At 60.3% G+C, this 25,796-nt stretch carries 23 protein-coding genes and 1 pseudogene; 18 read left to right on the forward strand and 6 right to left on the reverse strand.

Features of this window, described 5'->3' with window-relative positions:
* Window positions 1-22: 22 nt before the first annotated feature.
* On the reverse strand, window positions 23-1,804 hold the full coding sequence (locus ACA073_RS02610) for a cyclic-di-GMP receptor FimW-related protein (RefSeq protein WP_497401428.1): 1,782 nt from the start codon (window positions 1,802-1,804) through the stop codon (window positions 23-25).
* Window positions 1,805-2,112: 308 nt separating this feature from the next.
* Between ACA073_RS02610 and ACA073_RS02615 the strand changes: the two genes are divergently transcribed.
* Complete coding sequence (locus ACA073_RS02615) at window positions 2,113-2,514, forward strand: lectin OAA family protein (protein ID WP_497401430.1); 402 nt, start codon at window positions 2,113-2,115, stop codon at window positions 2,512-2,514.
* 55 nt (window positions 2,515-2,569) lie between these two features.
* Here ACA073_RS02615 and asd read toward each other — a convergent pair whose 3' ends face one another.
* Genes asd through ACA073_RS02630 form a run of 3 tightly spaced genes read right to left on the reverse strand, consistent with a single transcriptional unit; the run spans window position 2,570 to window position 5,842 of the window.
* Window positions 2,570-3,430: an archaetidylserine decarboxylase gene (asd, locus tag ACA073_RS02620; protein WP_461952115.1), complete on the reverse strand. Its 861-nt coding sequence runs from the start codon at window positions 3,428-3,430 to the stop codon at window positions 2,570-2,572.
* Window positions 3,431-3,448: 18 nt separating this feature from the next.
* Complete coding sequence (locus tag ACA073_RS02625; protein ID WP_497401432.1) at window positions 3,449-4,264, reverse strand: rhodanese-like domain-containing protein; 816 nt, start codon at window positions 4,262-4,264, stop codon at window positions 3,449-3,451.
* 39 nt (window positions 4,265-4,303) lie between these two features.
* Window positions 4,304-5,842, reverse strand: a complete 1,539-nt coding sequence (locus ACA073_RS02630; RefSeq protein WP_497401433.1) for an HDOD domain-containing protein — start codon at window positions 5,840-5,842, stop codon at window positions 4,304-4,306.
* Between the two features lie 166 nt (window positions 5,843-6,008).
* Here ACA073_RS02630 and motA point away from each other — a divergent pair, with 166 nt between their 5' ends.
* From motA to ACA073_RS02655, 5 genes and pseudogenes are all read left to right on the forward strand, one after another.
* Window positions 6,009-6,860, forward strand: coding sequence for a flagellar motor stator protein MotA (gene motA / locus ACA073_RS02635; protein WP_497401435.1), 852 nt, complete (start codon window positions 6,009-6,011; stop codon window positions 6,858-6,860).
* 3 nt (window positions 6,861-6,863) lie between these two features.
* A complete protein-coding gene (gene motB, locus ACA073_RS02640; protein WP_497401437.1) occupies window positions 6,864-7,877 on the forward strand; it encodes a flagellar motor protein MotB in 1,014 nt (337 codons plus the stop codon).
* A gap of 243 nt (window positions 7,878-8,120) precedes the next feature.
* Window positions 8,121-8,657 (forward strand): annotated as a pseudogene (locus ACA073_RS02645) (contractile injection system protein, VgrG/Pvc8 family); the annotation flags it as partial.
* A gap of 266 nt (window positions 8,658-8,923) precedes the next feature.
* Window positions 8,924-9,637: a transposase gene (locus ACA073_RS02650; RefSeq protein ID WP_497401439.1), complete on the forward strand. Its 714-nt coding sequence runs from the start codon at window positions 8,924-8,926 to the stop codon at window positions 9,635-9,637.
* A 480-nt stretch (window positions 9,638-10,117) separates the two neighbouring features.
* Window positions 10,118-10,387, forward strand: a complete 270-nt coding sequence (locus tag ACA073_RS02655) for a hypothetical protein (RefSeq protein WP_461952106.1) — start codon at window positions 10,118-10,120, stop codon at window positions 10,385-10,387.
* 53 nt (window positions 10,388-10,440) lie between these two features.
* On the opposite strand, the gene rsgA is transcribed toward ACA073_RS02655, so the two are convergent.
* A complete protein-coding gene (rsgA, locus tag ACA073_RS02660) occupies window positions 10,441-11,472 on the reverse strand; it encodes a small ribosomal subunit biogenesis GTPase RsgA (RefSeq protein ID WP_150632404.1) in 1,032 nt (343 codons plus the stop codon).
* A gap of 107 nt (window positions 11,473-11,579) precedes the next feature.
* Between rsgA and orn the strand changes: the two genes are divergently transcribed.
* On the forward strand, window positions 11,580-12,122 hold the full coding sequence (gene orn, locus ACA073_RS02665) for an oligoribonuclease (RefSeq protein WP_056746367.1): 543 nt from the start codon (window positions 11,580-11,582) through the stop codon (window positions 12,120-12,122).
* A gap of 227 nt (window positions 12,123-12,349) precedes the next feature.
* Window positions 12,350-12,961: a trimeric intracellular cation channel family protein gene (locus ACA073_RS02670; protein WP_497401441.1), complete on the forward strand. Its 612-nt coding sequence runs from the start codon at window positions 12,350-12,352 to the stop codon at window positions 12,959-12,961.
* Between the two features lie 89 nt (window positions 12,962-13,050).
* Here ACA073_RS02670 and queG read toward each other — a convergent pair whose 3' ends face one another.
* The gene (queG, locus tag ACA073_RS02675) at window positions 13,051-14,115 is read right to left on the reverse strand and encodes a tRNA epoxyqueuosine(34) reductase QueG (RefSeq protein WP_497401443.1); all 1,065 of its coding nucleotides are present in this window, start codon (window positions 14,113-14,115) and stop codon (window positions 13,051-13,053) included.
* A gap of 63 nt (window positions 14,116-14,178) precedes the next feature.
* On the opposite strand from queG, the gene ACA073_RS02680 reads away from it, so the two are divergent.
* The 10 genes from ACA073_RS02680 to ACA073_RS02725 all read left to right on the forward strand — a co-directional run bounded on the left by ACA073_RS02680 (window position 14,179) and on the right by ACA073_RS02725 (window position 25,748).
* Window positions 14,179-15,678, forward strand: coding sequence for an NAD(P)H-hydrate dehydratase (locus ACA073_RS02680; protein WP_497401445.1), 1,500 nt, complete (start codon window positions 14,179-14,181; stop codon window positions 15,676-15,678).
* Window positions 15,666-16,136 carry a tRNA (adenosine(37)-N6)-threonylcarbamoyltransferase complex ATPase subunit type 1 TsaE gene (gene tsaE, locus ACA073_RS02685; RefSeq protein WP_497401446.1) on the forward strand — a complete coding sequence of 157 codons (471 nt, stop codon included), beginning with the start codon at window positions 15,666-15,668 and terminating at the stop codon, window positions 16,134-16,136. The genes ACA073_RS02680 and tsaE overlap by 13 nt, the downstream gene beginning before the upstream one ends.
* A gap of 48 nt (window positions 16,137-16,184) precedes the next feature.
* On the forward strand, window positions 16,185-17,564 hold the full coding sequence (locus tag ACA073_RS02690) for an N-acetylmuramoyl-L-alanine amidase (RefSeq protein ID WP_497403965.1): 1,380 nt from the start codon (window positions 16,185-16,187) through the stop codon (window positions 17,562-17,564).
* Entirely contained in the window at window positions 17,561-19,468 is a 1,908-nt protein-coding gene (gene mutL, locus ACA073_RS02695) for a DNA mismatch repair endonuclease MutL (protein ID WP_497401448.1), read from the forward strand. The genes ACA073_RS02690 and mutL overlap by 4 nt, the downstream gene beginning before the upstream one ends.
* Window positions 19,468-20,439 (forward strand): tRNA (adenosine(37)-N6)-dimethylallyltransferase MiaA, encoded by a 972-nt coding sequence (gene miaA / locus ACA073_RS02700; RefSeq protein ID WP_497403967.1) that lies wholly within the window; start codon window positions 19,468-19,470, stop codon window positions 20,437-20,439. The genes mutL and miaA overlap by 1 nt, the downstream gene beginning before the upstream one ends.
* 94 nt (window positions 20,440-20,533) lie before the next feature.
* Entirely contained in the window at window positions 20,534-20,794 is a 261-nt protein-coding gene (hfq, locus tag ACA073_RS02705; protein ID WP_007902656.1) for an RNA chaperone Hfq, read from the forward strand.
* A 12-nt stretch (window positions 20,795-20,806) separates the two neighbouring features.
* Window positions 20,807-22,108, forward strand: coding sequence for a ribosome rescue GTPase HflX (gene hflX / locus ACA073_RS02710; RefSeq protein WP_497401450.1), 1,302 nt, complete (start codon window positions 20,807-20,809; stop codon window positions 22,106-22,108).
* A 96-nt stretch (window positions 22,109-22,204) separates the two neighbouring features.
* Window positions 22,205-23,374, forward strand: a complete 1,170-nt coding sequence (gene hflK, locus ACA073_RS02715; RefSeq protein WP_497401452.1) for an FtsH protease activity modulator HflK — start codon at window positions 22,205-22,207, stop codon at window positions 23,372-23,374.
* Window positions 23,374-24,243, forward strand: coding sequence for a protease modulator HflC (hflC, locus tag ACA073_RS02720; protein WP_059405812.1), 870 nt, complete (start codon window positions 23,374-23,376; stop codon window positions 24,241-24,243). Before hflK ends, hflC begins: the two co-directional genes overlap by 1 nt.
* A 317-nt stretch (window positions 24,244-24,560) precedes the next feature.
* Entirely contained in the window at window positions 24,561-25,748 is a 1,188-nt protein-coding gene (locus ACA073_RS02725; protein ID WP_497401454.1) for an ATP phosphoribosyltransferase regulatory subunit, read from the forward strand.
* The last annotated feature ends 48 nt before the right edge of the window (window positions 25,749-25,796 follow it).

A 25,796-nucleotide genomic window follows, 5' to 3' on the forward strand; every position in this document is an offset into this window, starting at 1 on the left:
ACCGCGGTTTTAAGGATTTACCTCAAAGCGTCTTCCACAACGAATCAAAATCCTCCTCGCTACCGACCGCGCCGCTCCCCGCGGCGTTGTCATTTCTGGCGGCCTCCAGCGAACGATAGGCAAACTGGTTGAAACTGTTGGTGCTCGCCACCCGCCGATCCAGCCCGGCCCGGCGTTCCTCGCCGTTGGTGTTGATCATCACCTTGTTGCCTTCCTCAAAGGGCAATCGCGGGGCGAGCAGGGTGGCCGGCAGGTCTATCGCGCTGATAGCCGGCAGTAGCAGGCCACGCAAGTATTGGCTGTGGTCGTCACGGGTGCGCACCAGTTGCAGGCCGCAAGGCTCGGCGAAGGGCGCGACTTGCTGGATACCCATTTGCGTACCGCCGCCGCTAACCTGGCGGATCCAGCGCACCACCGCGATGCTCCAGCCTGACCCCGCCGTATCCTCGACGCCGACCATCTCGCCAGCCTGTAACTCGGCCGGTATTGCATCTGGCCAGGCCAGGCAATAACCGCCCGGACTGTGATTGATCACCGGCAAGGTGTAGGTCGGAAAGTGACGGTTGCGGTCGGACGCTTCGTGACTGTCGTCAGTCTGAAGCTGCTGGTATTCGATTTCTTCGTAGGGCAGCGACGCGCCGGCGCCGCCTTGTGGCGCCGCATCGAAGGCATGGTGCCATTGATCTTTTTCACGGACGGAGGTCGCCGTGAACTGCGCGCGGCCGGCACCGGGATTTTTCAGGATCTCGCTGAACGGGCGTTGGCCACCCAGATAGAAGTGCAGTGCGCTCATGCCCACGCACACGGTCAAGGTGCCTTGACTGGTCGTGCGCTGGAAACTGCGTTCAACCGCCTGGCCCCAAGCGGCATTCAGGTGTTGCAGCGTATCCAGGCTTAATCCTGCGGGCACGGGCAGTGGCACCGGACTGTCGGTTTTTTCCAAATGGGCTTCAATGGCTGCGACCAGCGGCTGCGGATCGAACCCCAGTAAGCTCTCCTGTTGCTCGGGGCGGAATTTCGATCGGTAACGCGGCCCGATGTCGAACTCCGGCGCGATGCCAAACAGTCCGTCGCCCGGAGTTTCCGGTTGCAGCTTGATCAATTTGCTCCACGGCTCCAGCACTTCCGCAAGCCGTGCGATCTGGTTCTGGCGCAGTTGATTGCATCGTGCGGCGCCCAGCAGCAGTGCGGCCACGTACGTCTGTTCGATGCTCAGGGTTTGTGTCTGACTGGCCAGCTCATCGCGCAGGCTCAAGTGCTGGAGCCGATGGGAACAGGCGATCCGATACAGCTGATGCAGTTCCAGCCACACACCTTCCGGCACCGGACAATAGAGCTGGGTGGCGCGGATCAGTGGTCCGTTCAGGCAATGGATCGCCCGTTGCAATGCCTGGGCCAGCAGCGGCGCGCGGTCCTTGCTGAAGCGCGGCGAGATGCTCACGACGATTTGTTTATAGCCAATCGCCAAATGACTTTGCAGTGCCTGGCAGAGGTTGCCGACCTTGCGCGAACGCTCGTCGAGGACAATCGACTGGTGCAGGAAGTGCCGCTCCAGGTGCTTGCAGACGTAATACACCTCGGGCCGCAGTAACTCGAGTAATTGCAGGCGATTGTCGCTGGGTGTGAGTAACTGGTTCAGTTCGCTCAAGCCTTGATAGAGCTGGCGAGCGGTTTCGCCGATATTGGCTTTGGGCAGGTTGGCGATCCAGCGCTTGAGGTCGCGCGGGGTGGCTTCGCAGAACGACAGGCGCAGCTGTTCGGGGACAGGCGCGCGTAGCAGAAGGTGGGGACTGGTCTCATTCATGCCGTGAACAAACTCCGACCGGGAAAATGGGCAGTGAATGACCAGACTGTAGCAGCAATAGCCTGCCGAGGAACCCCTGCCGCCGGTAGGAGCTGCCGAAGGCTGCGATCTTTACCCGTGGCCACCGAAGATCAAGATCAAAAGATCGCGGCCTTCGGCAGCTCCTACGGAAATCTACCGTTTGTCTGTCAGTCGGGTGATGGCGAGGCGTGCTACTAATCTGACAGACGTGCGATCGGATACGCACGGTCGTACGGCCTGCTGCCTGTGCAGGGCAGGTCTCTCGTAACTTCAAGGAGATGAAGTTTATGTCTAGATACGTAGTGGCAAATCAATGGGGCGGTAGTTCGGCACCCTGGCATCCGGGCGGAGACTGGACGTTAGGCGCGCGGGACAACCAGAAGGTTGTCGCCATCGAGATCAGGTCGAGCGATGGCGGCAAGAGCTTCACCGGCACCATGACGTACGCGGGTGAAGGTCCCATTGGCTTCAAGGCTCAGCGCACGGGCCAGAACCAGTACAACGTTGAAAATCAGTGGGGCGGCAATGACGCTCCATGGCATCCGGGTGGCAAATGGGTCATCGGAGGCCGGGACAATCAGAACGTTGTCGCGTTGAGCGTGACCTCCAATGACGGAGGCAAAAACCTCAGTGGTACCAATACCTACGCCAACGAAGGCCCCATCGGTTTTCGCGGGCAGATAGAGTAGCGGCACCACCGAAATGTCCGACCCCACGAAGACGTTCGTGGGGTCGGATCAGGGATCAGGCTTTTGGCAAGCCCATGCCCTGACCCATCTGCACCGGCGAACCCGCCGCCAGTTCTTCAGCCCACTGCACTTGATCAGGACCGAACAAGACGACCGCCGTCGAACCCAGCTTGAAACGACCCAGTTCCGCACCTTTTTCCAGGTGGATAGGCGCACGGGCAGCTTCGTCGTAGCGGAAGGTTTTCAGTTCGCGTTTCGGTGGAGTCACCAGGCCCGCCCAGACGGTTTCGATCGATGCCACGATCATCGCGCCCACCAGCACCACGGCCATCGGCCCGCGCTCGGTGTCGAAAATGCACGCCACACGCTCGTTGCGGGCAAACAATTCCGGAACGTTTTCAGCGGTGGTCTGGTTAACCGAGAAAATCCGGCCCGGGATGTAGACCATTTCGCGCAGAGTGCCGGCCAGCGGCATATGCACGCGATGGTAGTCCTTCGGCGACAGGTAAATGGTCGCGAAATCACCGCCCATGAACGGCGCTGCGTTGGCGGCGTCACCGCCCAGCAATTCCAGCACGCTGAAGCTGTGGCCCTTGGCCTGGAACACGCGACCGTGCTCGATCGGGCCGAGCTGGCTGACGGCACCGTCGGCCGGGCTGAGGATCGCGCCCGGGGTTTCGTCCAGCGGACGAGCGCCGTCTTTCAATGCGCGGGTGAAGAACGCGTTGAAATGCTCGTAAGCCGTCAGGTCTTCGACCAGGGCCAGGGACATGTCCACCTGATAACGCTTGGCGAACCACGCAGTGAACGCATTCTTGAACCAGCGCACACGGCATTCGGCGATGCAGCCGGCCAGTCGCGAGAGCAAGTGGTGGGGCAGCAGGTATTGGCTGAGGATAAACAAACGCTTATTCATTAACTGTCCTTAAAAACCTTAGATCTCTACAGGCGTATCGGGATGGTTACCCCATTCGCCCCAGGAGCCGGCGTAGCCTTTGACCCGCGGATAACCGAGGGACTTGGCCACCAGATAGGTGAAGCCAGAACGGTGGTGAGTCTGGCAGTGGGTAATCACTTCTTTGTCTTTGCTGATCCCGAGTTGTTCGAGGATCTGCGGCATGTCTTTGCGGATGCGCAGGTTGCGCGCCCGGTCCATGCCCGCGGTCCATTCGAAATTGACCGCGCCGGGAATGTGTCCGCCCTTGGCCGCGAGGACTTTCTCGCCGGAGTACTCCAGCGGTCCGCGCGCGTCCCAGATGGCCAGGTCAGCGGCGCCGAGACGGCTTTGCAGGTATTCACGAGTGGCGGTGGGCTCGTCGTGCAAGGTCAGCGCAACCGGGCCGCCGACCGCGGGCGGGATCTGGATCGACATGGGCGAGCCTTCTGCCAGCCAGGCCGGCAGACCGCCGTCGATATAGTGGTACTGGCTGTGGCCGATGACGTCCAGCAGCCAGATAAAGCGCCCGGCCCAACCGCCGCCTTCGTCGTCATACACGACGTAGACCGCATCGGGGTTGTGGCCCAGCTCGCCGAACAACGCTTCGAGTGCCGCTTGCGGCGGCATCAGGCCTGGCGCCGGCGGTTGGCCGAGTTGCGTGCGTTTCGGATCGACAAACCGCGCACCGGGAATATGCCCTTCGGCATAGCGGGCGCTGCTGGTCAGGTCCACCAGAATCAGTTCGCGGGCGTCGAGGCGAGAGAGCAAGTCGCTCGGTTCGATTACCAGCGGCAAGCCAGAGAAGTCAGACATGTGAGGTCTCCAGAGCACAAAGGGGAGGATTGTAGCGGGTCATTGGCCGCGATGGCTAAAGCTGTGCAGGGCTTTCTCGATGCACTGCGCGGTTTTGCCAAAGGCTTGTACGGTGATTTCCGAAAACGGCCCGCCGCCCTGATCCGCCACCACGACCATGATCACGCGTCCGTTGTTGATCAGCGAGCGTAGCAGCAGGTGTTCGCCACCGAACTGCGAACGCAGGCTGGCCGGCAGCAGCGCCGAAAATTGCGCGTTGTTGGCCGGTGTCAGGCGCACCTGGGCCTGTTGCGAAAGCAGGCGTTGTAGCACCGTGCTCTGGCTCACCAAAAAATTCAGACCCGCTACTTCTTTCGGCAGCCCGGCAATCTGGTGCACGCGCAGATTGGCGTGCGCGCGGTCGGCCATCAGGATCATCACCCGACGCATGCCGCACGCGACCAACGCGTCACGGGCCGAGTTGGTCAAGTGCATGGCATTGGTGAAACGACTCGGTTCCAGCAGCAGCTCGGCACATTGCCTGCGCCACTTCGCCAGGTCTTCGGCGGTTGGCGCCGGGGCCGGCAGCAGACCGGCGTGAACGCGATTCATGCCCCACGGCCAGAGCAGCGCAACGGCAGGGTGCCAGAGGTCCGGCATGGCGTGTTGGCGCGCACTGTTGGCGGCCTGTTGGTGCAATTGCTGTTGCACCTCGTCCATCGGCATTTGCAGGTAAAGGCTGGTCAGGTATTGCCAGCGTTCACTGTGCGGACTGTCCCAGGCCTGTTGCGCCGACAGCGCCAGACCGTTGGCCAGCAGCACCGTGTTGGCCGGTTGATTGAGCCAGCGGCGCAGAGTCGGATCGTCGTCGAGACGGTTCTGCTGGCGCAATGGATGATCGCTGTCGCGCGCAATGCGCAGGACTTTCACCAATTCCCGCTGCTCGTTGAGCAACAGCTTGTAACCCTGCAGCACCCAGATCGGCAGGTGCCAGATCTCCACCAGCGCCTGAGCGATTTCCAGCAGGCGAGCGCCAAACAATTGCTTCTCGACGCTGCGCGCCGACTCGCCTTTATGGATGACCCGCAACTCCCATTCTTCAAGCAACTGCGGATGGGTAAACGCCATCGGCCACAGCGGCGAAAGAAACAGCAGGCTGCCCCAGTGGATGTCCTGCCACAACCGCGCCAGGCGAGCGGCGAAAAAACCGTTGGCCTGTTGCGTCGCGTGTTGGCTGATCATCTGCAACTGACGCAGGGCCACGGGAATTTCCGATTCCGGTTCCGCGGGCAGCCGCGCAAGCAACTCTTCGGTGCGCTTCAAACCGAGGCGATTGATCGCCACCTCAAGGTTTTCCGCAGGCTCGGTCATGCTGCCGTGGGTGTGCCGGTTGGCTTCGCGAATCACGCTCAAGGCCAGGGCGGGGCTCTCTTGCATCAGCTCGGCGATATCGCGCAGCGAGCTGCGGTCGTCGCGGATGGCCATGCAGACACGGTCATGACTGGCTTGCGGAACCGGCAGGCGCACGCCATCGAGAAGCTTGACCCAGCCTTCGAGTGTGGTCGGTTTTGGAGTTGGAATGTTCGTTTCGTTAGCCATGTCTGGACGCGATCACCGTCTGCATTACCTATGCCCGGAGCGGGCCAAATTGGCTTTTCGCCTGAACTGGCTATAGTCTGGCGCAGTTTTGCCGATAAGTAGAAGAAGAGATTTTTTAACTTCCGAATATGACCTTGAACCCGACTCAGTAAGTGCTCTCCTACCTATGGCTAAAATAATCGGCATCATCGTCGTATTCGCGAGCGTGCTCGGCGGATACGTGCTCTCCCACGGCAAAATTGCCGCTCTGATTCAACCCTTCGAGGTGATGATCATCGGTGGCGCGGCCCTCGGCGCATTCCTCCAGGCCAACCCCGGCTACATGACCATGCACGTGCTCAAGAAATCCTTGGGCATGTTCAGTTCGCGCTTCAATCACACCTTCTACCTCGAAGTGCTGGGGCTGATTTACGAGATTCTCAACAAGAGCCGCCGCGAAGGCATGATGGCCATCGAAGGCGACATCGAAGATGCCTCCGCGAGCCCGATTTTCGCCAAGTACCCGGCGGTGCTCAAGGACGAACGCATGACCGCGTTCATCTGCGATTACCTGCGCATCATGTCCTCCGGCAACATGGCTCCCCATGAGCTGGAAGGCCTGTTCGACATGGAACTCTATAGCCTCAAGGAAGACCTCGAGCACCCATCCCACGCGGTGAACGGCATCGCCGACGCCATGCCGGGTTTCGGTATCGTCGCGGCGGTACTGGGTATCGTGGTGACCATGGCTTCCCTGGGCGAAGGCGACCAGAAATCCATCGGTCTGCACGTCGGTGCGGCACTGGTCGGTACCTTCTTCGGTATTCTCGCGGCGTACGGTTTCTTCGGTCCGCTGGCTCACTCCCTGGCCCACGATGCCAAGGAAGAACTGAACGTCTACGAAGCCATCAAGGCCTCGCTGGTCGCTTCGGCGTCCGGCATGCCGCCGTCGCTGGCGGTGGAGTTCGGGCGCAAGGTTCTGTACCCGGCGCACCGTCCTAGCTTTGCTGAGCTGGAACAAGCGGTTCGTGGTCGCTGAGTTATGGAAAATAACCAGCCGATAATCATCAAGCGCGTCAAGCGCATCGCCGGCGGGCATCACGGGGGCGCCTGGAAAATCGCCTTCGCCGACTTCGCGACGGCGATGATGGCGTTCTTCCTGGTGTTGTGGCTGCTGTCCACTGCAACACCGGAACAGAAGATCGCCATTGCCGGTTACTTCAAAGACCCGGTCGGCTTTTCCGAAAGCGGCACGCCTTACATCATCGACCTGGGCGGCACGCCGACCCTGGCGCCGGAAAACACCCTCAACCCCGAAGTGAAATCCCAGCCGCAGCCGGACAAGGTGACCATCGACGCCGAACAGGTCGAAGGCATGGCCGAGATGGTGGAGAAGGAACGCCTCGAACTGTTGCTGCAAGAACTGCAGAACAAGGTCGAAGAGAACCCGCAGCTGAAGAAATTCAAGGACCAGATTCTGTTCGAGATCACACCGGACGGCCTGCGCATCCAGATCGTGGACGCCGAAAACCGCCCGATGTTCGACTCCGGCAGTGCGCGTCTGAAGCCGTACTTCGAAGACATCTTGCTGGCCATGGCCGACACCATCAAAGCGGTGCCGAACAAGATCAGCATCAGCGGTCATACCGACGCCAAGCCGTACTCGGGCACCGGCGACTTCGGTAACTGGGAGCTTTCGGCCAACCGGGCCAACGCCGCACGTCGCGCATTGGTGGCGGGCAGTTATCCGGATAAGCAAGTGGCGCGTGTCGTCGGTTATGCCTCGTCGGCCTTGTTCGATCGCGAGAAACCGCTCAACCCGGTCAACCGCCGAATCGACATTATCGTGCTGACCAAGAAAGCCCAGCGCGCCATCGAAGGCTCGCAAGGCGCGGAGCCAGAGCCAACGCAAGGGCAGGGCGGCCCGGGTGAAGTGCCGGCCGACCCGAACGCATTGCCGGCGGATAAAGAACCATTGCCGGCGCATGAGCTGCGCGAGCGTTTGAATCTGTTTGATGACCTGGCACCGAAACCCGGTGAACCGCCGAAGCAGTGAAGTGCCCCACGAAAAAGCCGACAGCGATGTCGGCTTTTTTGTGCCTGTTGATTTTGTTCGGTGGGAGAGTGCCTGCCTGCATTGGGCGTCAATCGGTCATTGGGAAACGTCCGTCATGGTTTCGGGACTCTTCCTACATCTATCCGGCAGTGCTCTTGGTAGGGTTTTCGCCAATGTCGCGTGCACTAACCAGGACGGTTTTGACATCGCGCTTTCACATCCTCCGTGCTTAAGGATAAGCGTATGTTCAAGTCGGCCAATACGGCGCAATTTGCGCTGCACATCCCTGCTGTTCGTAACGATTTCAAGGTGCTCGCCTTTGAGGGTGTCGAGGCGATCAGCGCCTTGTACGCAATAAAGGTCGAACTGGTCAGCGAAAATCCCGATTTCGATCTGGAAGGTTTACTCAGCCAACCTGCATTTCTTCAGTTTGGTCATAACGGCGAAGGCATTCATGGCCATATCGAAGAGGTGTTCGTCGGTGAACCCGGCAAACGCCTGACCCGTTATCACCTGGCTCTCGTACCGACGCTGCACTACTTGCAGTTTAGCCACGATCAGCGGATTTTTCAGAACCTGACGGCGCCGCAAATCATTGCCCAGGTGCTCAAAGGTCACGGCATTCAGGCTGATGCCTTTGCCTTCCATGTCAGCACCAGCCCGGAGCGCGAATACTGCACTCAATATGGGGAAAGCGATTTCGAGTTCGTCCAGCGGCTGTGCGCCGAGGACGGCATCGCGTGGCATCACCAGCATTCGCCAGACGGTCAAGCGTTGCTTAGGGGGCGGGCATAGAGACAATCGTGACCAAAACTCCCGCTATACCCATCCCCGGACACGGCGACTTGCCGGACTACGATGTGTGCCTCCCGGCAAGCCTGCGTCCCGACGCCGATCGCTTGATCCGCTATCTGCACGCATTGCCGCATCGGCGAGTGCGGTACTGCCCCTGGTGTGGCAACACCAATGTGAACCCACACGCTCGTCTGGCCCAACAACGACTCCAGCGTTACTACTGTGGATCCTGTCGCAAGAGCTGCAACAGTTTGAGCGATTCACCCTTTGCAAACATGCACCGGATGGAGCTGTGGTCAACGTTTGCCGTGTACCTGCTGGCCGGTTGGTCCAGTGTCCAGATAGCGCCTCGTTTGGGGGTAAACCCAAAGGTCTATTTCAGTTGGGGACAGGCGGTCCGGGAGGTGATGGCTGAGGAGTGTCCCGAGTTGCATCTGTGGTGGACGACTCGTCATTACCGGGAAAACCTGCAACCGCCCGAGCACATTGCGGCGCAGCAGCAAGCGGTGATTACGTGGATCGAGACAATGCTGAGTGCACAGAAGGCGAAATGCCCGAGGTGTGGGGGAGAGCGAACCTATCGAATCAAAGGCATTCGCCCGAATTTCAAGTGCGACCCCTGCGTGACCTGCTTTTCCATGCTGTCCGGGACACCCCTGGTTGGGATGATTCGGCCTGAACTCTGGGTCGATTTTGTGAAAGGGGTGATGGACGGCCAGAGTATCCCGGACCTCAAGCGGCGTTCAGGGTTGGGGATGGGCGCCAGTACACGCTGGCGTGAGCAGTTTTTGCTCTTGATTGAAAAGTTGGGGCACCCTGAACTGTTGCAATGGATCACCTGGATGCGCAGTCGTCGTAACAATGAGGCGGTCAGTTTTGTGCGCCAAGGCGGGCATCTGGACAAGGCCACGCGCTCTATCTATCCGCAAGGGACGCGAAAGGGCGGGTTTGTTTCCCAAAAATAGGCGCTGCGAAACCTAGTCGTTACTGAACGCCTGAAGGCGAACGGTCCCGCCACGCGACTTGTCGATCTGGAGCACGGGCAGGGTTTTGGCGTGCCGAAAATAAAGTTAATCATCTCCCACGGGCCGGACTTGCGCTGCCGGAGGTAAAAATAAAAGAACGAGGCATTTCCGAGAAAGGTGTAGGACGTCTCCGAGACGCATAAACCGGGTTTCGCTTCACTGGAGGCCCACCTATAGTTTGGCCGTCGCCGACGAATCGGTGATCGACTTTAGCCAGTCGTAACGGATGATGCACAAGCGCCCGTATAATCGCGGCGCTTTTTGCTGCCTGACATCTACATGTCTATGGTGGCTGTGCGTGGGACACCTTCGGGTGTGCCGGGTTCATCTGTCCGGTTGGCTAACCCGCGTACAGCTACCACCCCAATTCGTTTAGCCACGAAAGGGTGGGAGTTTCACCTATCAGATGAGATTCAATTCATGCCCAAATACCATCCCCTGCAAGGCAACTTCAGCGTCGGCCCGACGCTGTACATCGACACGGAAGCCCGCGCTTCCGATCTTCTTGAAACCGCCGTCCACCGACTCAAAGCCGCGCGTAATCTGCTCAACAGCGTCACTTGCCTGTGTGTCAAAGAAGCCGAAGGTCACGATCTGGAACATTTTGCCAACGCCGCACACATGTTGATCCAGGACGGCTGTGATGCCTTGGATGTGCTGGGCTGGACGCTGGAAAAAGCCGCACGCTGAAAATGAAAAAGCCGCGAGATGATCGCGGCTTTTTTGTCTCTGCGTGAAGCGACTTAGTAGCTGCTCTCCGGCAAACTCGCGATGATCGAGCGATAACTGTTCATCCGTTGCTGCTGCACGCGGCCCTCTTCCAGCGCCTTGAGCAATGCGCAACCCGGTTCGCGGTCATGCTTGCAATCACGGAAGCGGCAGGTGCCGATCAAGTCGTTGAACTCGATGAAGCCGGCTTCGACATCGGCGCGGCTGACGTGGCCCAGGCCGAATTCGCGGATACCCGGGGAGTCGATCAGCTCACCGCCACCGGGGAAGTGGAACAACCGCGCGGTCGTGGTGGTGTGAGTGCCCTGGCCAGACAGTTCGGACAACGGGCCGACGCGGGTTTCGACTTCCGGCAGCAGGCTGTTGACCAGCGACGACTTGCCGACGCCGGACTGGCCGACGAACACGCTGATGCGCCCGTCCAGTTGTTCCTGCAACTGTTCCATGCCATTGCCGTGGTGCGCCGACACTTCCAGTACCGGGTAACCCAGCGTGCGGTAAACCGCGAGCAAGGCATTCAGCGCCGGGGCGTTCTGTTCGTCGATCAGGTCGAATTTGTTGAGCAGCAGCAGCGGCCGAATGCCGGCATGCTCCGCAGCGACCAGATAGCGGTCGATCAGGTTGGCGTGAGGCTCGGGCAGCGGCGCGAAGACGATGACGATCATGTCGACGTTGGCCGCCACCGGCTTGAGCTGGCCGCGGCTGTCCGGACGGCAGAGCTCGGTTTTACGCGGCAGTTGCGCCACGATCACCCCGATGCCCTGGTTGCCGGCACGCCAGACCACCTGATCGCCGGTCACCAGCGCCGGCAGGTTGGCGCGCAAGTGGCAGCGGAACACTTGGCCGGCCAGATCGCCATCGAGGGCTTCGACTTCGACCTGTACACCGAAGTGCGCGATCACCAGGCCCGTCTGTTCCGGACCCAGGTCGCCACCCTCAAGTGCCTCGACAGCCGAGGACTCGCGTTTGGCGGCGCGGGCAGCGCGTTCGCCCTGAATCTTTTCGATGCGCCAGTTTTGACGACGATTGAGTTGGCGTTTGGCCATGGGTGTTCCGTATCAAGAATGCAGCGATTAGGTAAAACGGCCGCGAGTTTAGCACGCCCGGCCACCTGCCTAGGCTAAACTGCGCAGCATTGACTAGGAGCCGACACATGCAAAACCCGCAGAATCTGATCTGGATCGACCTGGAAATGACCGGTCTGAACCCTGATACCGACGTCATCATCGAGATGGCCACCATCGTCACCGACAGTGATCTGAACACCCTGGCCGAAGGGCCGGTGATCGCGATCCATCACAGCGATGAAATCCTCGCCGGCATGGACGAGTGGAACACCCGTCAACACGGCGGCTCGGGCCTGACCCAGCGCGTGCGCGACAGCCGCATCAGTATGGCCGAAGCGGAAGCCGAGACCATTGCCTTCCTGGAGCAGTGGGTGCCGAAGGGCAAGTCGCCGATCTGTGGCAACAGCATCTGCCAGGATCGTCGCTTCCTTTATACGCACATGAAATCCCTGGAAAGCTTCTTCCACTACCGCAACCTCGACGTCTCGACCCTTAAAGAGCTGGCCGCTCGCTGGGCACCGGACGTGCGCGACAGCTTCAAAAAGGGCAGCACCCACCTGGCCCTGGACGACATCCGCGAATCGATCGCCGAGTTGCAGCATTACCGTAAGCATTTCATCAAGTTCTGATGCTGCGGGCTTTTGTGGCGAGGGAGCTTGCTCCCGCTCGGCTGCGAAGCAGTCGTAAATCGGCTGGCGCGGTCTATCTGAAGGTATGCGTTGTCAGGAAATGGGGCTGCTGCGCAGCCCAGCGGGAGCAAGCTCCCTCGCCACAGGTTCGCGGTGCTGTCTGCTGCCCTCTTTTGGTGCCGGGACTAAATGGCTAGACTGCGCGCCTTCCTGCAAGGACCGCCACCATGTTGCTGATGCTCTACCTGATCGCCATTACCGCCGAAGCCATGACCGGCGCCCTGTCCGCCGGTCGCCGTGGCATGGACTGGTTTGGCGTGGTGTTGATCGCCTGCATCACGGCGTTGGGCGGCGGTTCGGTGCGCGACGTGCTGCTCGGCCATTACCCGCTGACGTGGGTGAAACACCCGGAATACCTGGTGCTGACCTCGATTGCTGCGATGTTCACGGTCTTCGCTGCGCGCTGGATGCGCCACCTGCGCTCACTGTTTCTGGTGCTCGACGCCGTGGGCCTGGTGGCGTTCACTCTGATCGGCTGCATGACCGCCCTGGAAATGGGGCACGGCATGCTGGTGGCCTCGGTCAGTGGCGTGATCACTGGGGTATTCGGCGGCATCCTGCGTGACATCTTCTGCAACGACATCCCGCTGATCTTCCGTCGCGAGCTCTACGCCAGCGTGTCGTTCGCGGCGGCGTGGTGCTACATGCTGTGCCTTTATCTGAACGTGCCGGGAGAACAGGCAATTCTGATCACGCTGTTTGGCGGCTTCCTGCTGCGCTTGCTAGCGATCCGTTTCCACTGGGAAATGCCGAAGTTCGTCTATAACGACGAAACCTGACATAACGCCGTTCCTGTAGGAGCTGCCGAAGGCTGCGATCTTTTGATCTTAAAAAAACAGGATCAAAAGATCGCAGCCTTCGGCAGCTCCTACGCAAGGCCGTGTTGTTTCAGCGCCCACTCGACGTGTTCACGGACCAGTTCCGACGGATGCTCGCGCCGCGCCTTCAGCGCTTCCAGCACCGGAATGCTCGATGGCGCATTACCCAATCCCACCGCAAGATTACGCAACCAGCGCTCGTAACCGGCACGACGTAACGGCGAACCTTCCGTACTGCTGAGGAACTTGTCCTCGTCCCACATGAACAGCTCCGCCAGTTCGGCGTTGTCCAGATTGTGCCGTGGCTTGAAGTCGCTCTCGCCGGACGGGCGGGCGAAGCGGTTCCACGGGCAGACGATCTGGCAGTCATCGCAGCCGAATACCCGATTGCCGATCAAGGGCCGCAAGTCTTCGGGAATCGCGCTTTTCAGTTCGATGGTCAGGTAAGAGATGCAGCGTCGGGCATCCAGAACATAAGGGCCGACGAAAGCGTTGGTCGGGCAAATGTCGAGGCATGCGGTGCAGCGGCCGCAATGTTCGGTGCTGTGCGGCGGGTCGACCGGCAACGGCAGGTCGACAAACAGTTCGCTGAGAAAGAAGTAACTGCCGGCCTTGCGATTCAAGACCAGCGTATTTTTGCCGATCCATCCAAGGCCGGCCTGTTCAGCGATGGCTTTTTCCAGCACCGGCGCACTGTCGACGAAGGCGCGGTAGCCGAACGGACCGATGACGGCCTGAATCTTTTCCGCCAGTTGTTGCACACGTTTACGGATCAATTTGTGGTAATCGCGGCCCAAGGCATAACGCGAGACGTAGGCTTTTTCAGGTTGGGCCAGGCGTTTGGCCATTTCGGTGTCGCCCGGCAGGTAATCCATGCGCAGGGACACCACCCGAAGCGTGCCGGGCACCAGCTCTTCCGGGTGTGAGCGTTTACTGCCGTGGGCGCCCATGTAGTCCATTTCGCCGTGATAGCCGGCCGCAAGCCAGCGCTCCAGGTGCTGCTCATGCTCGGCCAGATCCAGGCCGCTGATGCCGACTTGCTGAAAGCCCAGCTCGCGGCCCCAGTCCTTGATGGATTGGGCGAGGGCGGGCAGGTCTGTGGTAATAGCGGGCATGAGGCGAGAGAAACCGGAGCTGAGGTGCGTATAATTCTGCCAGACATCGGAGCCCGAAGACGCATGCCGCACACTAAAGATGATTTACCCGACGCGCTGTACAGCGCCGCGCAAGTGCGAGCCCTCGATGCGAGCCTGATTGCGTCGGGCACGCCGGGCTTCGAATTGATGCAGCGGGCGGCGCGGGCGACCTGGCGTGCGTTGGTTCGGCAGTGGCCGACGGCCAACGAACTGACGGTGGTCGCCGGTCACGGCAACAACGCCGGTGATGGGTATTTAGTCGCGGTGTTGGCCAAGCGTGCCGGCTGGCATGTGCGCGTGTTGGCGGCCGGTGATCCCCAGCGTTTGCAGGGCGATGCCGGGTTGGCCCATGCCGAGGCTTTGTCCGAAGGTGTCGCGGTTCAAGACTGGAATGCGCAGTCGGAGCTACGGGGTGTTGTGCTGGATGCCTTGCTCGGCACCGGTCTGGCAGGCGAGGTGCGAGAGCCTTACGCCAGTATCATCGCCGCGATCAATGCCAGCGGCCTGCCGGTTGCCGCAGTGGATATTCCTTCGGGACTTTGTGCCGATACAGGACGTGTGCTCGGCGTGGCCGTTCGGGCGGATCTTACCGTGACCTTCATTGGTTTGAAGTTGGGTCTGTTCACGGGCGAAGCGGCGGACCTGGTGGGTGAGTTGGTTTTCAATGATCTGCAAGCATCCCCTGAGTCGTTTAACGGGGTCGCCATCAGCGCGCGTCGCCTGACGGCCGGTAATTTGCCGCGTCTGGCGGATCGCGCGCCGACTGCCCATAAAGGCAAATTCGGCCATGTCTTGTTGATTGGCGGTGATCGGGGCTTCGGCGGTGCCATTCTGTTGAGCGCACAAAGTGCCCTGCGCAGTGGTGCTGGCATGGTGTCGGTGGCCACGCGCAGCGAACATGTGCCGGCTGCACTGGCCCGAATCCCCGAAGCCATGGTGCTGGGCACTTCGTCGGCCAATCAGTTGATGGGATTGCTGCAAAAGGTTTCCGTGCTGGTAGTGGGGCCGGGCCTGGGGCAGGCTTCGTGGGGGCGCAGCCTGTTGTCGGCGGCGGCCAATGCGCCGTTGCCACAGGTTTGGGACGCGGATGCGCTGAACATGCTGGCCGAAGAACGTGTGAGTCTGCCCAAGGACTGCGTGATCACCCCGCATCCGGGGGAAGCGGCGCGGTTGCTCGGGATCAGTACCGCTGAGGTTCAGGCCGACCGTCCGTCCGCTGCTCACGCATTGAGCAAAAAATATACAGCTGTAGTGATTCTGAAAGGCACCGGCAGTCTGATCGCCAGTCCCGATGGGCGCCTGGCGGTTTGTCATCAAGGCCACCCGGCCATGGCCACTGCCGGTTTGGGTGATGTGCTGGCCGGTTTGGTCGGCGCGTTGCTGGCGCAAGGCATGCGTGCATTCGACGCCGCCTGTCTGGCCGTCTGGCTGCACGCCAACGCCGGCGCGCAACAAGGTAAATCGGGCCGTGGGCTGGCGGCCAGTGATCTGATTCCAGCCATTCGTCAGTTGTTGGAGGAGCAAGCACCGTGTCTGAAGTAACCCTGTACCTGGCCGATGAAGAGGCGATGACGGCGTTTGGCGCACGCATCGCACGAACCACCGAAGGGCACGGTCTGATTTTCCTCGAGGGGGATCTGGGCGCCGGGAAAACCACGCTGTCCAGGGGCATCATCCGAGGCCTGGGGCATGTGGGTGCGGTAAAAAGTCCGACCTTTACCCTGGTCGAGCCCTACGAGATCGGTGACATCCGCGCCTTCCATTTCGATCTCTATCGCTTGGTCGACCCTGAGGAGTTGGAGTACCTCGGCATCCGCGACTACTTCGAAGACGACGCGTTATGCCTGATCGAATGGCCCCGCAAGGGTGCAGGCTTTTTGCCAAAGCCCGACCTGACCATTACCATTAGCCCGCAAGACAGCGGGCGTTCGCTGAAAATTTTGTCCCAGGGCTCCCGTGGCGAGTCGTGGTGTGCCGCTTTGGCATTGGAAACCAATTAAATGATGGGGTCAGGTATGCGCTTTCGCGCGATGGTAGCTGCCGTAGGGATGTTGTTTTTGGCGGTGACCGTCGACGCTGTGGCCGAAACAAAGGTCAACAGCGTTCGCCTGTGGCGGGCACCGGACAACACACGGCTGGTGTTCGACCTGACCGGGCCGGTGCAACACAGCGTTTTCACCCTGACATCCCCGGACCGGCTGGTTATCGACATCAATGGCGCGTCCCTCGGAGCACCCCTGAACGTCAATGCTTCGAATACGCCAATCACTGCCATGCGCTCGGCCCAACGCACGCCGACCGACTTGCGTGTGGTCATCGACCTGAAAAAAGCCGTCACGCCCAAAAGCTTTACCCTGGCGCCGAACGCACAGTATGGCAATCGCCTGGTGGTCGATCTGTTCGATAACGCTGCCGACGCCGCGCCGATTCCTGCGCCGACCAACGTTGCGACGGTGGCCCCGGTTCCGGTCACCCCGGTCGACCCGCCGGTCAAGCTGCCGCCCGCTCCGGCTGGCAAGCGCGACATCGTCGTGGTCATCGACGCCGGCCACGGCGGTGAAGACCCGGGCGCCTCGGGCTCTCGCGGCCAGCGTGAAAAAGACGTGGTGCTGGCGATCGCTCGCGAATTGCAGCGTCAGGTCAACGGCATGAAAGGCTTCCGCGCCGAACTGACCCGCACCGGCGACTACTTCATTCCGTTGCGCGGCCGTACCGAAATTGCCCGTAAGAAGGGCGCCGACCTGTTCGTTTCGATCCACGCCGACGCCGCGCCATCGGCGGCTGCGTTCGGTGCGTCGGTGTTCGCCCTGTCTGATCGCGGCGCCACGTCTGAAACAGCCCGTTGGCTGGCCGACAGCGAAAACCGCTCCGACTTGATCGGTGGCGCCGGCAACGTCAGCCTCGACGACAAGGACCGCATGCTCGCAGGCGTTCTGCTCGACCTGTCGATGACCGCCTCGCTGACGTCCAGCCTGAACGTCGGCCAAAAAGTGCTGAGCAACATTGGTCGCGTGACGCCACTGCACAAACAACGCGTGGAGCAAGCCGGGTTCATGGTGCTGAAATCGCCGGACATCCCGTCGATCCTGGTGGAAACCGGGTTCATCTCCAACGCCAACGAAGCTTCGAAACTCGCGGCGGCCAGCCATCAGCAAGCGCTGGCACGCTCGATCAGCAGCGGCGTGCGCCAGTTCTTCCAGCAGAATCCACCGCCGGGCACTTACATTGCCTGGCTGCGCGATTCCGGCAAGATCGCCCAAGGTCCACGGGATCACCGGGTCAACCCGGGCGAAACCCTGGCGATGATTGCGGTGCGTTATCAGGTGTCCCCAGCCACCTTGCGCAGTGCCAACAACCTGAAGAGTGACGAGCTGAAAATCGGTCAGACCCTGACCATTCCCGGCACTGAACTGGCGTCCAAAGAATGAATGAGGTCGTGATCAATGGCGCTCGCATCGAGCTGCTCAGCCCGCGACTGGCGAACCAGATTGCCGCCGGCGAGGTGGTTGAACGCCCGGCTTCGGTGATCAAGGAGTTGCTGGAAAACAGCCTCGACTCCGGCGCCAAGCGCATCGATGTCGACGTGGAGCAGGGCGGCGTCAAGCTGCTGCGGGTGCGCGACGATGGCAGCGGCATTTCTGCCGATGACCTGCCGCTGGCCCTTGCGCGACACGCCACCAGCAAGATCCGCAACCTGGAAGATCTCGAACAGGTCATGAGCCTCGGGTTTCGCGGTGAAGCACTCGCCTCGATCAGCTCCGTGGCCCGCCTGACCCTGACGTCCCGCACCCGCGATGCCGAACAGGCCTGGCAAGTCGAAACCGAAGGCCGGGACATGGCGCCCCGCGTCCAGCCAGCCGCGCACCCGGTGGGCACTTCGGTGGAAGTGCGCGACCTGTTCTTCAACACCCCGGCGCGGCGTAAATTCCTCAAGACCGAAAAAACCGAATTCGATCACCTGCAAGAAGTGATCAAGCGTCTGGCGTTGGCGCGTTTCGACGTGGCGTTCCATTTGCGCCACAACGGCAAAACCATCCTCAGCCTGCACGAGGCCCGCGATGATGCGGCCCGCGCCCGGCGGGTGGCGGCGATTTGCGGTTCGGGTTTCCTCGAGCAAGCACTGCCGATCGAGATCGAACGCAATGGCCTGCATTTATGGGGTTGGGTCGGCTTGCCGACGTTCAACCGCAGCCAGGCGGACTTGCAGTATTTCTTCGTCAACGGCCGTGCCGTGCGCGACAAACTGGTGGCCCACGCGGTGCGTCAGGCGTATCGCGACGTGCTGTTCAATGGCCGGCACCCGACCTTCGTGCTGTTTTTCGAAGTCGATCCTGCGGGCGTCGACGTCAACGTGCACCCGACCAAGCACGAAGTGCGCTTCCGTGACGGACGCATGGTTCACGATTTCCTCTACGGCACTCTGCACCGCGCTTTGGGCGATGTGCGGCCGGAAGATCATCTGGCCGCGCCGGTAGCAACGGCGATCGTGCGACCAACCGGCATTGATGCGGGCGAATTCGGTCCCCAAGGCGAAATGCGCCTGGCGGCCAATGCGCTGCTGGAGCAGCCTCAGGCACAACCGTCATTCAACACGGCTGGCTCGGGCGCTGGCGCCGGTTATCAATATCAATACACGCCGCGTCCGCAGTCCGGCGTACCGGCGGCTGAAGCTCAGGCGGCTTACCGTGAGTTTTTCGCGCCGTTGCCGGAAGCCAACGCCGTCGCGCTTCCGGCCGGTCAGGACGATATTCCACCGCTGGGTTACGCATTGGCGCAGCTCAAAGGCATCTACATTCTTTCGGAAAACGCCCAAGGGCTGGTGCTGGTGGACATGCACGCTGCCCATGAGCGAATCATGTACGAGCGCCTGAAGCTCGCCATGGCCAGCGAAGGATTGAGCGGCCAGCCTCTACTGGTGCCGGAATCTTTGGCAGTGAGCGAGCGCGAAGGCGATTGCGCCGAAGAAAACGTCGCGTGGTTCCAGCGTCTGGGCTTTGAATTGCAGCGTCTGGGCCCGGAAACGCTGGCCATTCGGCAGATTCCAGCCTTGCTCAAGCAGGCGGAAGCCAATCGATTGGTTAGCGACGTGTTGTCGGATTTGATGGAATATGGCACCAGCGACCGGATTCAGGCGCACCTGAACGAGCTGCTCGGCACCATGGCCTGCCACGGCGCGATTCGGGCGAATCGGCGTCTGGCCCTGCCGGAAATGAACGGTCTGCTGCGTGATATGGAAAACACCGAACGCAGCGGTCAATGCAACCATGGCCGACCGACCTGGACCCAATTGGGCCTGGACGATCTGGACAAACTGTTCCTGCGCGGTCGTTGATGAGCCAGCTCCCTCCTGCGATTTTCCTGATGGGCCCGACCGCAGCGGGCAAGACCGACCTGGCCATCGAGCTCACCAAGGTCCTGCCTTGCGAGTTGATCAGTGTCGATTCGGCGCTGGTCTATCGCGGCATGGACATCGGCACCGCCAAGCCCTCGAAAGAGATTCTGGCCGAATTCCCACACCGTTTGATCGACATTATCGACCCTGCTGAGGCCTATTCCGCTGCGGAATTTCGCCGTGACGCCCTCGAAGCCATGGCCGACATCACCGCGCGCGGCAAAATTCCGCTGCTGGTGGGTGGCACAATGCTCTATTACAAGGCTTTGGTTGAAGGGCTGGCGGACATGCCTGCCGCCGATCCGGAAGTCCGCGCGCAAATCGAAGAAGAAGCTGCACGCCTTGGCTGGCAAGCCCTCCACGACCAATTGGCGATCATCGACCCGCAATCCGCAGCCCGTATTCACCCGAACGATCCCCAGCGCCTCAGTCGGGCACTGGAAGTTTATCGCGTCAGCGGTCAGAGCATGACCGAGCTGCGACAGCGACAAAGTGCGCAAAGTACTGAAGCAGCCGCTTCGGGACTGCAACAATTGCCCTATACTGTCGCGAACTTGGCCATTGCTCCGGCAAATCGGCAGGTACTGCACGAGCGAATTAAACAAAGATTCACTTTAATGTTGGAACAGGGATTCATTGACGAGGTCGTAGCCCTGCGTGAGCGAAGTGACCTGCATTCGGGGTTGCCGTCTATACGTGCAGTAGGCTACCGACAAGTCTGGGACTACCTGGACGGCAAGCTGACGCAAGCCGAGATGCAGGAGCGTGGAATCATTGCCACGCGCCAATTGGCAAAACGTCAGTTCACCTGGTTGCGCAGTTGGGCTGATTTACACTGGCTGGACAGCCTGGATTGCGACAATCTGCCGCGCGCCTTGAAATACCTGGGGACCATCTCCATATTGAGCTGAGTCCTTGCAATTGCCGTCTATCCTTGGGGGTGTGACGGCCTCAAGCCATCTGTTTACCTATTTTTTATATTGAATCCTTAAAGGAGTGCGGCACATGTCAAAAGGGCATTCGCTACAAGACCCTTACTTGAATACTTTACGTAAAGAGAAAGTGGGGGTTTCCATCTACCTGGTGAACGGGATCAAACTGCAAGGCACGATCGAGTCTTTCGACCAGTTCGTTATCCTGCTGAAAAACACCGTCAGCCAGATGGTTTACAAACACGCTATCTCTACAGTGGTGCCGGTTCGCCCAATTCGTCTGCCTAGCGCAACCGAATCCGAAGCAGGCGACGCTGAGCCAGGTAACGCCTGATAGGAGTCTCCTTTGTTCTTTGAGCGCCACGGTGGTGGTGAGCGAGTGATCCTCGTTCACTTGGATGGACAGGACCCTGAGGCGCGCGAAGATCCGCAGGAGTTTCAGGAGTTGGCTAATTCGGCCGGCGCCGAGACCGTTGCGTTTTTTAACGTGCCGCGTCATCGGCCAACCGCCAAATTCCTGATCGGTAGCGGCAAGGTCGAGCAACTGCGCGACCTGGTCCATGCCGAAGAAGCCGATCTGGTGATCTTCAATCACACGCTTACGCCCAGTCAGGAACGTAACCTCGAACGTGTTTTCGAGTGTCGCGTGATCGACCGCACCGGTCTGATTCTCGATATTTTCGCCCAGCGCGCCCGTACCCATGAAGGCAAGCTCCAGGTAGAACTGGCCCAGCTTGACCACATGAGCACCCGGCTGGTTCGTGGCTGGACTCACCTTGAGCGTCAGGGTGGCGGTATCGGCATGCGTGGCCCAGGTGAAACCCAACTCGAAACCGACCGACGTCTGCTGCGGGTTCGCCTGCGCCAGATCAAGGGTCGCCTGGAAAAAGTGCGCAGTCAGCGCGAACAGTCGCGACGCGGTCGCTCGCGTGCGGATATTCCTACCGTGTCCCTGGTGGGGTATACCAACGCCGGTAAATCCACGCTCTTCAATAACGTGACGAAATCCGATGTGTACGCGGCTGACCAGTTGTTTGCCACGCTGGATCCGACCTTGCGCCGTCTGGAACTGGACGACCTGGGGCCGATTGTCCTGGCCGACACTGTGGGTTTCATTCGCCACTTGCCCCACAAGCTGGTCGAGGCATTTCGGTCTACCCTCGAAGAATCGAGCAACTCCGACCTGCTGTTGCACGTGATCGATGCGGCCGAACCGGATCGCATGTTGCAGATCGAGCAGGTGATGGTGGTGCTGGGCGAGATTGGCGCCCAGGACTTGCCGATCCTCGAGGTCTATAACAAACTCGATTTGCTTGAAGGCGTTGAGCCACAAATCCAGCGCGACGAAAACGGCAAGCCTCAACGGGTCTGGCTGTCCGCGCGTGATGGCAGTGGTCTGGAATTGCTTGAACAAGCCATTGCCGAGTTGCTGGGCAGTGAGTTATTCATCGGTACCTTGCGCTTGCCGCAACGATTCGCTCGACTGCGTGCGCAGTTCTTCGAACTCGGAGCGGTGCAGAAAGAAGAACACGACGAAGAAGGTGTCAGCTTGCTGGCCGTTCGATTGCCGCGCTCGGAGCTCAATCGGCTGGTCAGCCGTGAAGGCGTTGTGCCGACAGAGTTCATCGAGCAACACACTTTGCAATAAAAGCCTGAGAAAGCGGTTGTGCCGTGGTGACAGGCATTCTGTAGCATTGGTCGGCGCGCCGTGGGCGCGTCTTTGCTTTATCAGATGGAGAGCGCTATGGCTTGGAATGAGCCGGGTGGCAACTCGAATAATCAGGATCCTTGGGGTGGCAAGCGCCGCAATAACGGCGACCGCAAGGGACCACCGGATCTCGACGAGGCCTTCCGAAAGCTGCAGGAAAGCCTGAACGGGTTGTTCGGTGGTGGTAAGAAACGCGGTGATGACGGCGGTGGTTCGGGCAGGAGTGGCGGCTTCGGCGGCCTGCTCGGCATCGGCCTGGTCGTGCTGGCGGCCGTGTGGCTGTACAGCGCGGTCTACGTCGTCGACGAGCAGGAGCAAGCCGTGGTGCTGCGCTTCGGCAAGTACTACGAAACCGTCGGCCCGGGCCTGAACATCTATTTCCCGCCGCTCGATCGCAAGTACCTGGAAAACGTCACGCGTGAGCGTGCCTATACCAAGCAGGGTCAAATGCTGACTGAAGACGAAAACATCGTCGAAGTGCCGCTGACCGTGCAGTACAAGATCAGCAACCTGCAGGACTTCGTGCTGAGCGTTGATCAGCCGGAAATCAGCCTGCAGCACGCGACCGAAAGTGCCTTGCGCCATGTGGTGGGCTCCACCGCGATGGATCAGGTGCTGACCGAAGGCCGTGAATTGATGGCCAGCGAGATCAAGGAGCGTCTGCAACGCTTCATGGATACCTATCGCACCGGCATCACCGTCACCCAGGTCAACGTACAGAGCGCAGCCGCACCGCGTGAAGTGCAGGAAGCCTTCGATGACGTGATCCGCGCCCGTGAAGACGAGCAGCGTTCGCGCAACCAGGCTGAAACCTATGCCAACGGCGTCGTGCCGGAAGCCCGTGGTCAGGCCCAGCGCATCATCGAAGATGCCAATGGTTACCGTGACGAAACCGTCTCGCGCGCCAAGGGTGAGGCCGACCGCTTCACCAAACTGGTCAGCGAGTACCGCAAGGCGCCTGAAGTCACCCGCCAGCGTCTGTATCTGGACACCATGCAGGAAGTCTTCAGCAGCACCAGCAAGGTTCTCGTGACCGGCAACAAGAATGGCCAGAGCAATCTGCTGTACTTGCCGCTGGACAAGATGGTCGAAAGTGGCCGCAGCACCAGCACAGCAGTGACTGGCGCGGCAGCCACCGGCAATGAAGCGAATGTGCGTGCAGCCGATCTGCAGCAACAGCAAGCACGTACCAGGGAGAGTCGCTGATGAGCAATAAATCGCTGATCGCCCTTATTGTCGGCGTCGTCGTGGCGATCGCAGCCTGGAACTGCTTCTACATCGTGGCTCAGACCGAGCGTGCGGTGCTGCTGCAGTTCGGTCGCGTGGTTCAGGCCGATGTTCAGCCAGGCCTGCATGTGAAAGTGCCTTACGTTAACCAGGTGCGTAAATTCGACGCACGCCTGATGACGCTGGATGCACCGACACAACGCTTCCTGACGCTGGAAAAGAAAGCCGTCATGGTCGATGCCTACGCCAAATGGCGCGTGAAAGATGCCGAGCGCTTCTACACCGCGACCTCCGGCCTCAAGCAGATTGCTGACGAGCGTCTTTCCCGTCGTCTGGAATCGGGCCTGCGTGACCAGTTCGGCAAGCGCACGCTGCACGAAGTGGTGTCCGGTGAGCGCGATGCGCTGATGACCGATATCACGGCGTCGCTGAACAAGATGGCGGAAAAAGAGCTGGGCATCGAAGTCGTCGATGTTCGGGTCAAGGCCATCGATCTGCCGAAAGAAGTGAACCGCAGCGTTTTCGAACGCATGAGTTCCGAGCGTGAGCGTGAAGCTCGCGAGCACCGCGCCAAGGGTAACGAACTGGCGGAAGGCATTCGTGCCGACGCCGATCGTCAACGCCGCGTGTTGCTGGCTGAAGCCTATCGTGAATCCGAAGAGGTTCGCGGTGACGGTGATGCCCAGGCCGCTGCGATCTACTCCAAGGCCTACGGCCAGGATCAGGAGTTCTACGGTTTCTACCGTAGCCTGCGCGCCTACCGTGAAAGCTTCGCGAACAAATCCGACGTCATGGTCCTCGACCCAAGCAGCGACTTCTTCCGTTACCTGGAAAAAGCCAAGCCTTGATACGACGTTGACCTGAATCATCCCCCCGCCTGGCGGCTAAAGCCTCGGGCGGGGTGATCCTTTGGGAAAACGTGTGTATGATGCGGCAGCCGGGAAATTCCCGGCTTTTTTGCGTCTGCACGTTTGATTGCTGTTGTTTATGCAGGTGCCCGAGTTGAATGACTCGACAGGTTTTTCGAGGAAAGTGATTGGCGAAGCTTATTTTCAGGCTTTTCGCCGCGTTGTTTATGCGTGGCTTGTAAACAAAGCCGATCATTTTCTGCTTCACTCAAGGCTCGCCCATAGGCTTGCCGCCCGGACCATAGGGGAATGGCGTAATGGCAACGGTAGACCGCTGGCTGCTGCCAGATGGCATCGAAGAAGTACTGCCACCGGAAGCGGCGCGCATTGAAGTCGCGCGTCGTCAGGTGTTGGATCTGTTCCAGAGCTGGGGTTACGAGTTTGTCGTGACTCCCCATATCGAGTACCTGGAATCCCTGCTGACCGGCGCGGGCCAGGACCTCGATCTGCGTACCTTCAAGGTCATCGATCCGCAATCGGGCCGGCAGATGGGTTTCCGTGCCGACATCACGCCGCAAGTGGCGCGCATCGATGCGCACACCCTGCGTCGCGAAGGTCCGAGCCGCCTGTGCTATGCCGGCAGCGTGCTGCACGCTCAGCCGCGCGCCTTGTCGTCCTCGCGCAGCCCGATTCAACTGGGCGCCGAGTTGTACGGCGATGGCAGCCCGAGCAGCGACGTGGAAGTGATCAGCCTGATGCTTGTCATGCTGCAACTGGCCGATGTGCCGGATGTGCACATGGACCTCGGTCATGTCGGCATCTACCGCGGCCTGGCCCGCGCGGCCGGTTTGTCCGGTGAAGTTGAACAACAGTTGTTTGATGCGTTGCAACGCAAGGCGATCGACGAGGTCATTACCTTGACCGAAGGCTTGCCTGCCGATCTGTCGGGCATGCTGCGGGCGTTGGTTGACCTGTGTGGCGGCCGTGAAGTCCTGGAGGCTGCGCGCGTACGTCTGGCGAATGCGCCGGCGCCAGTTTTGGCGGCGCTGGACGATTTGCTGGCGATTGCCGAGCGTTTGTCTACGCGTTTCCCGGAACTGCCGCTGTACTTCGATCTGGGTGAGTTGCGCGGCTACCACTACCACACCGGTGTGGTGTTCGCGGTGTTCGTACCGGGTGTTGGCCAGTCCATTGCCCAGGGCGGTCGTTATGACGACATCGGCGCCGACTTCGGTCGCGCCCGTCCGGCAACCGGTTTCTCTACCGATTTGAAAACCCTGGTGACCCTGGGGCGTGCTGAAATCGAGCTACCGTCTGGCGGTATCTGGATGCCTGACAGTACGGATGCGGCACTCTGGCAGCAGGTTTGCCAGTTGCGCAGTGAGGGTCAGCGTGTCGTTCAGGCATTGCCTGGACAACCTTTGGCCGCCGCCCGTGAAGCGGACTGCGACCGGCAATTGATTCAGCAGAACGGGCTTTGGCAAGTATCGCCACTGGCTTCTTGAGTTTTCCTGTCGGCCCGTGGCCGGCACCAAGTTTGCGCGAATGAGGAC

Source organism: Pseudomonas sp. LBUM1670 (assembly GCF_059695695.1).

Excerpts from the sequence above, each read along its gene's own strand:
- ACA073_RS02610 (WP_497401428.1), bottom strand. The coding sequence starts at position 1,804 with ATGAATGAGACCAGTCCCCACCTTCTGCTACGCGCGCCTGTCCCCGAA.
- ACA073_RS02615 (WP_497401430.1), top strand. The coding sequence starts at position 2,113 with ATGTCTAGATACGTAGTGGCAAATCAATGGGGCGGTAGTTCGGCACCC.
- asd (WP_461952115.1), bottom strand. The coding sequence starts at position 3,430 with ATGAATAAGCGTTTGTTTATCCTCAGCCAATACCTGCTGCCCCACCAC.
- ACA073_RS02625 (WP_497401432.1), bottom strand. The coding sequence starts at position 4,264 with ATGTCTGACTTCTCTGGCTTGCCGCTGGTAATCGAACCGAGCGACTTG.
- ACA073_RS02630 (WP_497401433.1), bottom strand. The coding sequence starts at position 5,842 with ATGGCTAACGAAACGAACATTCCAACTCCAAAACCGACCACACTCGAA.
- motA (WP_497401435.1), top strand. The coding sequence starts at position 6,009 with ATGGCTAAAATAATCGGCATCATCGTCGTATTCGCGAGCGTGCTCGGC.
- motB (WP_497401437.1), top strand. The coding sequence starts at position 6,864 with ATGGAAAATAACCAGCCGATAATCATCAAGCGCGTCAAGCGCATCGCC.
- ACA073_RS02655 (WP_461952106.1), top strand. The coding sequence starts at position 10,118 with ATGCCCAAATACCATCCCCTGCAAGGCAACTTCAGCGTCGGCCCGACG.
- rsgA (WP_150632404.1), bottom strand. The coding sequence starts at position 11,472 with ATGGCCAAACGCCAACTCAATCGTCGTCAAAACTGGCGCATCGAAAAG.
- orn (WP_056746367.1), top strand. The coding sequence starts at position 11,580 with ATGCAAAACCCGCAGAATCTGATCTGGATCGACCTGGAAATGACCGGT.
- ACA073_RS02670 (WP_497401441.1), top strand. The coding sequence starts at position 12,350 with ATGTTGCTGATGCTCTACCTGATCGCCATTACCGCCGAAGCCATGACC.
- queG (WP_497401443.1), bottom strand. The coding sequence starts at position 14,115 with ATGCCCGCTATTACCACAGACCTGCCCGCCCTCGCCCAATCCATCAAG.
- ACA073_RS02680 (WP_497401445.1), top strand. The coding sequence starts at position 14,179 with ATGCCGCACACTAAAGATGATTTACCCGACGCGCTGTACAGCGCCGCG.
- ACA073_RS02690 (WP_497403965.1), top strand. The coding sequence starts at position 16,185 with ATGTTGTTTTTGGCGGTGACCGTCGACGCTGTGGCCGAAACAAAGGTC.
- mutL (WP_497401448.1), top strand. The coding sequence starts at position 17,561 with ATGAATGAGGTCGTGATCAATGGCGCTCGCATCGAGCTGCTCAGCCCG.
- miaA (WP_497403967.1), top strand. The coding sequence starts at position 19,468 with ATGAGCCAGCTCCCTCCTGCGATTTTCCTGATGGGCCCGACCGCAGCG.
- hfq (WP_007902656.1), top strand. The coding sequence starts at position 20,534 with ATGTCAAAAGGGCATTCGCTACAAGACCCTTACTTGAATACTTTACGT.
- hflK (WP_497401452.1), top strand. The coding sequence starts at position 22,205 with ATGGCTTGGAATGAGCCGGGTGGCAACTCGAATAATCAGGATCCTTGG.
- hflC (WP_059405812.1), top strand. The coding sequence starts at position 23,374 with ATGAGCAATAAATCGCTGATCGCCCTTATTGTCGGCGTCGTCGTGGCG.
- ACA073_RS02725 (WP_497401454.1), top strand. The coding sequence starts at position 24,561 with ATGGCAACGGTAGACCGCTGGCTGCTGCCAGATGGCATCGAAGAAGTA.